At 66.8% G+C, this 7979-nt stretch carries 7 protein-coding genes; 6 read left to right on the top strand and 1 reads right to left on the bottom strand.

What is annotated here, in order from left to right; all coding sequences use genetic code 11:
- Positions 1-498: 498 nt before the first annotated feature.
- The 6 genes from HUU95_RS03740 to HUU95_RS03715 all read left to right on the top strand — a co-directional run bounded on the left by HUU95_RS03740 (position 499) and on the right by HUU95_RS03715 (position 6781).
- On the top strand, positions 499-2649 hold the full coding sequence (locus HUU95_RS03740) for a TonB-dependent siderophore receptor (protein ID WP_174278875.1): 2151 nt from the start codon (positions 499-501) through the stop codon (positions 2647-2649).
- Positions 2650-2690: 41 nt separating this feature from the next.
- Positions 2691-2972: a hypothetical protein gene (locus HUU95_RS03735; protein WP_174278874.1), complete on the top strand. Its 282-nt coding sequence runs from the start codon at positions 2691-2693 to the stop codon at positions 2970-2972.
- Positions 2969-4492, top strand: coding sequence for a PepSY-associated TM helix domain-containing protein (locus HUU95_RS03730; protein WP_174278873.1), 1524 nt, complete (start codon positions 2969-2971; stop codon positions 4490-4492). Before HUU95_RS03735 ends, HUU95_RS03730 begins: the two co-directional genes overlap by 4 nt.
- A complete protein-coding gene (locus tag HUU95_RS03725; protein ID WP_174278872.1) occupies positions 4489-4749 on the top strand; it encodes a DUF3325 family protein in 261 nt (86 codons plus the stop codon). Before HUU95_RS03730 ends, HUU95_RS03725 begins: the two co-directional genes overlap by 4 nt.
- A gap of 251 nt (positions 4750-5000) precedes the next feature.
- Complete coding sequence (locus HUU95_RS03720) at positions 5001-5318, top strand: antibiotic biosynthesis monooxygenase family protein (protein WP_174278871.1); 318 nt, start codon at positions 5001-5003, stop codon at positions 5316-5318.
- A complete protein-coding gene (locus HUU95_RS03715; RefSeq protein WP_254602602.1) occupies positions 5315-6781 on the top strand; it encodes a carotenoid oxygenase family protein in 1467 nt (488 codons plus the stop codon). The genes HUU95_RS03720 and HUU95_RS03715 overlap by 4 nt, the downstream gene beginning before the upstream one ends.
- A gap of 157 nt (positions 6782-6938) precedes the next feature.
- Here HUU95_RS03715 and HUU95_RS03710 read toward each other — a convergent pair whose 3' ends face one another.
- Positions 6939-7592 carry a cupin domain-containing protein gene (locus HUU95_RS03710; RefSeq protein ID WP_254602601.1) on the bottom strand — a complete coding sequence of 218 codons (654 nt, stop codon included), beginning with the start codon at positions 7590-7592 and terminating at the stop codon, positions 6939-6941.
- Between the last annotated feature and the right edge of the window lie 387 nt (positions 7593-7979).

The raw sequence follows: 7979 nt of genomic DNA, 5'->3' as shown, positions 1-7979 counted from the left end.
GTTGGAGCTCTACGTGATAGCTCGTCGCGCCGGAGCGTTGGCGCGCCAATCAAAAGCCGTTCCTCTGTAGCATGTCATCGGTTCGGTAGAGGGCAAAGACACTTTGCGATAGCTCCATCCTGTAGAAGTTTTCACGGGCCGCACACGCGTTGCTACCCGCCAAGGTGATTGCCCGCGATCCCGCGATCCTTGGCTGGGCGGCTAATCGACCCAGTTCCGGTCATCTGGGGCGACTTGCCCGCTGCCCGGAATCGCCCATTCGTTCATATCTGGCCTTGAGCTCCCGACCCTGCGCAAAAAGCGGCGGACGTTCCAGGATGAACCTTCTTCGACAGCAGACCGAGCAGTGTACCGGCTGACCCTCCGCGGGTCGCCTGCAGCGGCGGTCTGATGATCTAGCTGTAAGATACGAGGTAGGAAGCGGCCCTCACAAAGCTAATTGCTATTGATAATTGTTCGCACCTTCGGCATGGGTGCCCGGCAATCCGAAGGACTCTCATGCCGCGTCACGTTCTTACCGCCCTTGCTGTTGGAACCGCCTTTTATTCGATACCATGCGCCGCGCAGTCGGCGAACGTCGATGACGACAACCCGGTGGTGGTTACCGGCGCGCGCCCGCGCAACGAGGCGTCGGCCGGGACCAAGGGCGCCGCGCCGGTCGCGGAGACGCCGCAGTCGATCAGCGTCATCGGGTCGGGCGAGATCGCCGATCTCGGCCTTGCCAACCTGAACCAGGCGCTGCGCTTCGTAGCCGGAGTCACCACCGAGCAGCGGGGGTCGAGCGCCGAGGTGTACGACCAGTTCAAGCTGCGTGGCTTCGATGCGCCGCAGTTCCTTGACGGACTGAAGCTCAACGGCGGCGCCGGCTATCTCGCGCCGCAGGTCGACGTGTCGCGGCTCGACCGGATCGAGATCGTCAAGGGGCCGACCTCGGTGCTCTACGGCCAGTCGGGCCCAGGCGGACTCGTCGCGCTGTCGAGCAAGCTGCCGCTCGACCAGCAATTCTATGGCGCGGTGTCGGGGACGTACGGCACCTACGACCTTTACCGCGTCGATGCCGACATCGGTGGCAAGGCGGGATCGGTGCTGTGGCGCGTCTATGGCAGCGCCAACGGCGCGCATACCCAGCAGACGTTCAGCGCCCGCGAACGGCAGACGGTGTCGGGCGCGGTGACGCTGAACGCCGGCCATGCAACGACGCTGACGCTGCTCGCCGCCTATTCGCACGATCCGCAGAACGGCAGCTACGGCGTGTTCCCGCAATCGGGGACGTACGAGGCCAATCCCAACGGTCCGCTGTCGACGAGCCGAGACTTCGGCGAGGCGGGTAACTTCTTCCGCCGCGAGCAGATGGCGGGCACCTACATCCTCAACCATGATTTCGGCTCGGGATGGAGCTTTCGCGCGTCCGGCCGCTACTCGCACGCGACCTCCGACCTCGGCATCATCTACGCCAGCGGCTCGCTCGCCACCCCCAGCGCCAATTCGACGCTGTACAACCGCGCGTCGTACGCGACGCGTGAGAGTGGCTATTCCTGGGTGTTCGACAACCAGCTGCGCGGCGCGTTCACGACCGGCCCGGTCAAGCACGACATCCTGGCCGGCGTCGATTACCAGACGGGCAGCGCGTACGAGGTGTACGGCTTCGGCTCGGCGACCGCGCTCAACGGCTATGCCCCGGTCTACGGTGCCACCGCCGTGCCGCAGACCCCCGAGACGGTGCCCAACGCGTTTGGCGGCTCGCAGCGGCCGGTGTTCAAGCAGACCGGCCTCTATGCGCAGGACCAGCTGTCCTGGGGCGGCCTGCGCGTGCTCCTGAGCGGGCGGCAGGACTGGGCGCGCAACCGTTCGGCGCCGAACGCCGTTACCGCCGAGTCGAAGAAATTCACCTATCGCGCCGGCGCGCTCTACACGACGTCGATCGGCCTCGCGCCCTATGTCAGCTATTCGACCTCGTTCGAGCCGCAGGGCAGCTTCGTCACCCCGGCCGGCGTGACGACACAGGCCAAGCCGTCGCTCGGCAAGCAGATCGAGGCGGGTGCCAAGTACACGGTGCCGGGCACCGGCATCCTGCTGACCGGCGCCTGGTTCCAGATCGATCAGACCAACGTCGTCACCTACCTGCCCAACTTCACCGCGTTGCAGACCGGCCAGGTGCGCTCCACCGGCGTCGAGGTCGAAGGCACCGCGCCGCTGCCCTATGGTTTCAACGCCAAGGTCGCGTTCAGCCGGCAGAAGGTGCGCGTCGCCGCCGACGCGGTCGCCGCCAATGTCGGCAACGGCGTGCTGGGCGTCGGGCGCGGCGGCACGTCGTTCAACCTGGAATGGGCGCCGCACGACGGGCCTTGGGCGGGGTTCGCGATCGGCGGCGCGGTGCGCCATGTCGACAGCATCTATGCCGGCACGTACACCCCGTCGAACGGCGGCGCCGCCCGGCCGCGCACCAGCACGCCAGGCTTCACGGTGTACGACGCACTGGCGCGCTACGACCTCGGCAAGTTCAAGCCGAGCCTCGCCGGCCTGTCGCTCGGCATCAACGCGCAGAACCTGTTCGACAAGCGCTACGTGACGACCTGCTACCTCGATTACGGCTGGTGCTGGTTCGGCAATCGCCGCACCGTGCAGGGAACGATCGCCTATCGGTTCTGATGCGGGAGACGGTGTCGCGGCATGAACGTCGGAGCCTCGCCATGACCCGAAGCGTCGATACGGCGCTGCGCATCGTCGCGGCGATGCCCGGAGGCTATGCGGCGGCGGCACTGTGGGCGATGGCGCTCGCGCGCATCCTGCCGGGCGGCCCCGACCAGGCGAGCTTCGCCGCGACGCTGATCGCCTTCGCATTGTGCGCCGCGACCGCGATGTGGGCGTTCGCGGCGCGCAGCGGCTGGCGGGCGCTCTGGACGGTGATCCTAGCGACCGCGGTCGCGGGGGCGATCGCAGGTGTGTCGATCCGGCTGACCGGCCGTCTGTGAGCGGGTTCCGCCAGAGCCAGTCGACGCTGCACACATGGTCGGGGCTGCTGGTCGGCTGGGTGCTGTACGTCGTCTTCGTTGCGGGAACGATCGCCTATTGGCGCGAGGCGCTGAACCGCTGGGCGCAGCCCGAGCTGCCGCGCATCGAGGATCCCGCTCGCGTCGTGCGCGGCGCGCAGGCGTTCCTGACCCGCACCGCGCCCGACGCCGCGAGCTGGTTCATCACCGTGCCGACGCGTGAGGCAGCGAGCGGCAGCGTCTATTGGGTGCCGGGCCCACATGCGGCGCCATCGCCGCGCGACACCACGGCTCAGATCGACGGCGGCGGTCGCGAGGTGGTCGCGCGCGCGACGCGCGGCGGCGACTTCTTCTACCGCTTCCATTTCGACCTCTACTACGTCCCTTATTACGTCTCGCGCTGGATCGTCGGGATCTGTGCGATGTTCATGCTGGTCGCGATCCTGAGCGGCATCGTCACCCACAAGCGCATCTTCCGCGACTTCTTCACCTTCCGCGGCAAGCGCGGACAGCGGTCGTGGCTCGACGGGCACAACGCGGCAGCGGTGCTCGGCCTGCCGTTCCACCTGATGATCACCTATACCGGCCTCGTCACGCTGATGACGATGCTGATGCCCTGGGCGATGATCGCCAACTATGCCACGCCCGACCGGTTCGCTCAGATCGTCTATCCCCAGGCGCCCGCCGCGCCCGCGACCGGCCGCGCCGCGGCGCTGGTCGACCTCGCGGCGCTGCTGCGCGATGCCGAGCGGCGGCTGGGAGGGCCGGTCGACGCGATCTCGGTGATGGCGCCGGGCGATGCGGCGGCGCGCGTCACGCTGTCGCAGAGCACGCACGCGCGGCTGTCGAACTTCACCCCCAAGCTCGGCTATGACGGCGTCAGCGGCAGGCTGCTCTGGGCATCGCCGCGGCCGGGCGCGGCGCAGGTCACCGCGGGGGCGATGATCGGCTTGCATGCCGGGCGCTTCGCCGACCCCTCGATCCGCTGGATGTACTTCCTGTGCGGGGTCGGTGGCTCGATCATGGTCGCGAGCGGGCTCGTGCTGTGGACCGTCAAGCGACGCGGCAAGCTGCCCGACCCGGCGCGGCCGCCGCTCGGTTTCCGATTGGTCGAGCGGCTCAACGTCGGCTTCGTCGCGGGCTTCCCGGCGGCGGCGGTGTGTTTCCTGTGGGCCAACCGCCTGCTGCCCAGCGTGATGCCGGGCCGCGCGGACATGGAGGTGAACGCGATGTTCCTGTGTTGGGGCGCGGCGCTGCTCCACGCGTTCCTCCGCCGCCCCGGCTCGGCCTGGGTCGAGCAACTGGGCGCTACGGCAACGCTTCTCCTCGCGCTTCCGGTTTTCGATGCCTTCGCCACCACCAAAGGGCTGCCGGCGACGATCGCGGCGGGGGACTGGCCGCTCGTCGGAGTCGACGCGACGCTGCTGGTCCTCGGGCTGGCGTTCGCGGTGACCGCGCGGGGCGTGTGGCGGGCAGTAAACCCTCGCGGTGTGGTGGCGTGATCGGCCTGGCGTTGCTCTGCTCGGCGACGGGATTTCTAGTGTTCGGCGTCGCGACCGATCGCCACCACCGCCGGCATCTTGGACGCTGGTACTCGGCCCGGCGCGCCGTGCTCCTCAAAATGCTTGGATGGCCCCTGCTCGCCGCGACCATGGCGCTGGCAACGGCTACCTGGGGCGTGATCATGGGCCCGATAGCGGGAATGGGAGTGATGATGATGGGAGCGGCGGCTAGCTTCGTCATACTAAACGCGCTTTGATCAGCACTACGTGATGACCCGTCTTAATTCCCGAAATAGCCTCACGCTTCAGCCGCTCGGCAAGCTCGAGCTTCCACACGCGGCAGGGCGACGACGACCCATTTGTGGACGTTCAGCTCACCTTAGCCGCCTTCCACCTTCGGACATTCATTCAGGCGAGGCTTTCAACCCTAACCGGGCGTCATCGCCCTCGCATCCCGGCCCGCTCCGCCCCACCTTGGGCCTGTCCGGTCGACGCAGGAGCTTGCCCCATGTTTATCGCCATGAACCGATTTCAGGTGATCCCCGGTGGGGAAGAGGCGTTCGAGCAGGTCTGGCTTTCGCGCGACTCGCACCTTGCCGACGTGCCGGGGTTCGTCGAATTCCACATGCTGCGCGGGCCCGCGGCCGACGATCATTTTCTCTATTCGTCGCATACCGTGTGGCGGTCGCGCGAGGATTTCGAGAACTGGACCCGGTCCGAGGCGTTTCGCGCCGCTCATCGCGGCGCGGGCGACCACAAGCCGCTGTACCTGGCGGCGCCCCGCTTCGAAGGCTTCGACATCATTCAGACGGTCACGCCCTCGTGACGGTCTCTCGGCGCCCAGCGTTCGCGGACCGGGTCGAGCAGGCGATCGACAACGTCGTCGGCGCAATCGCCTCGCCGATCGTCACCGGCATCGCCGCGTTTAACAAGCGGCGCCTGCCGCCCCGCGATGCGCCGCATCCGCTGCTCACCGGCATCCACGAGCCGATGACCGAGGAGGTGACGCTCACCGACCTCGCCGTCGAGGGTATCATCCCGCCCGGACTCGACGGCCGCTACGTTCGCATCGGACCCAACCCCGCCGACGCTGACCCGCGCTCCTACCACTTCTTCACCGGCGACGGGATGCTGCACGGCATCCGCCTTCGGGACGGGCGGGCCCGCTGGTATCGAAATCGCTGGATCCGCTCGACCGATGTCGCAGCGGCCAGGCATGTGTCGGCGGCTCCAGGGCCACGACACATCTTCGACACCGTCAACACCAGCGTGCTGGACCATGCAGGCAGCGGCTGGGCGCTGGTGGAGGCGGGCAGCACGCCGGTCCGCTTCGACGAGCATCTGGAGCAGCAGCGCTACGACGATTTCGGCGGCACCCTGCCCGGCTCGTTCACTGCCCATCCGCGCCGCGATCCGGCAACCGGCGAGTTGCACGCGCTGTGTTACGAGGCGACCGATCCCAAGCGCGTTCGCTACAATGTCGTCGATGTGGCCGGCCGGGTGCGACGATCGGTGATGATTCCCGTGTCGCACGGGCCGCTGATCCACGACTGCGCGATTACTCAACGCTACGTCGTCGTCATGGACCTGCCGCTCACCCTATCCATGCGCACGGTGCTGGCGGGGCACGGCTTTCCCTATCGCTGGAACGAGAAGCACCCGGCCCGGATCGGGCTGCTGCCGCGCGACGGCGAGGCGGAGGATATCCGGTGGTTCCCGCTCGATCCCTGCTTCGTGTTCCACACCGCCAACGCCCATGATCTACCGGACGGGCGCGTGACGCTCGACGTGGTCGCGTACGACCGCATGTTCGCGGGCGACAACATCGCGCCCGACGAGCAGCCGCGCGGCCTCGAACGCTGGACGATCGATCCGATGGCCGGAACGGTGGAGCAGCGCGCGATCGACCCCGCGCCGCAGGAGCTGCCGACGATCGACGAGCGCCGCACCGGCCTGCCCTATCGCTACGCCTATGCGCTCGGCCTCCCCGAGCAACTGACCGAAACGCTCGTCGGCGAAGCGCCGCTCATCAAGCACGATTTGGAGCGCGGGACCCGCCAGGTGCACGCGTTCGGGCCGGGACGCATCGCGGGCGAGTTCGTGTTCGTGCCGCGCTCGCCGGACGCCGACGAGGACGAAGGCTGGCTCATCGGGCTCGTGATCGACGCCGGGGGCCACACCACCGCGCTGGAGATACTGGACGCCCAAGACTTCGAGGCACCGCCCGTGGCATCCGTCCGCATCCCGCACCGCGTGCCGCCCGGCATCCATGGCGCGTGGCTGAAATAACTTGAGCCACGCAGCAGCCGCGCATGGAGTCGAACATTCTTCTGGTCTGACACTTCGACTCACACCCGGACAGTCGACACGCCCGATCAGGCTCTCAACTCCAGACATCCGTTCATCTCGGCTGACCTCGTCATAAGCCTACCGACGTTCGTGAAAATCAGATCTGAATCGGGGGGCCCATTCGCTCCATGCCGTACGACCGCAGCAGCGCGGCATCCTTCTCTTTGGAATACCCGCCGGGACTGAAACCGAGTTGCTCCCAGGCGTTAAAGAACGCCTCCATCTTCCCGGCGGGCGCGTAGCTCAGCAGCAAGCGGCCTACCTTCGAGCCGACGAACGCCCAAGCGTGAGGAACTCCACGTGGACCCAGGACGCAATCTCCTGCTTTCAACGGGAACTGCTTGTCGCCGACCTGGATGAGATACTCGCCCTCCAAAGCGTAGAAGAGCTCATCCTCACCGTGGTGAACGTGGAGCGGTGGGCCGCCGCGTCGATGGTTCGCCTGTTCAATCACGAAAAGGTCCCCTTTGGTCTCGTTTGTCACGACCTTATAGGTCGTCGCGCTGACCCCAATCTGGTGACCTCGCCCTTGTCGATCGGCACCCGCGCTCACCGCGGCGACCGGCAGTGTCTCGGACAAACCTTTGTCTGGACCCGCCTCTGCGGAGAGCGGGCCAGCTGAAGCGGTTGACGAGCCAAAAGCTCCACTCGCAGCGACGTTGGCCACCAAGGCCGCGAAGGGAAGTTCCAGAACTGTTCGGCGATCCATACACCCTCCGATAATTGCAATTGCCGACTGTAACACCGCCACACACGGCTGCAATTGGGCGGTCGCTAAAGAGGCAACGAGGGATTCGAAAGGGCGGCGACTGAGTGCCTTTCGGTAGACGCCCGCTGATTGGACCCAATCTCGGCCGCTCAGAGACTACGAGGCACCGCCCGAAACTGGTCGCTCGTTCAGCGTAATCAACGGCCGATCAGCCACCTTTTAGAACCGCCGGTTTACCGTGCCTGCGTACGCTCGATCGACCGAACCGGCCCAATGGAGATGGTCGATGGGTCATTCGTCAATGGACCCCGCCTTTCACGAACTTCGTCCCTGGAACGAAGGCCGCCTTATTGGTGCGAAGCGGGCGCTGAAACAGCAACAGGTCTGGGCCATTCGCTTCTGGCTCGACCAGCATAGACGACTGCGCGA

The organism is Sphingomonas bacterium (genome assembly GCF_903643065.1).
In the GTDB taxonomy this organism is placed as follows: Bacteria; Pseudomonadota; Alphaproteobacteria; order Sphingomonadales; family Sphingomonadaceae; genus Sphingomonas.
Note: the sequence above shows the minus strand (reverse complement) of the source record. Positions and strands in the feature narration are given on the sequence as shown.

Excerpts from the sequence above, each read along its gene's own strand:
- HUU95_RS03740 (WP_174278875.1), top strand. The coding sequence starts at position 499 with ATGCCGCGTCACGTTCTTACCGCCCTTGCTGTTGGAACCGCCTTTTAT.
- HUU95_RS03735 (WP_174278874.1), top strand. The coding sequence starts at position 2,691 with ATGACCCGAAGCGTCGATACGGCGCTGCGCATCGTCGCGGCGATGCCC.
- HUU95_RS03720 (WP_174278871.1), top strand. The coding sequence starts at position 5,001 with ATGTTTATCGCCATGAACCGATTTCAGGTGATCCCCGGTGGGGAAGAG.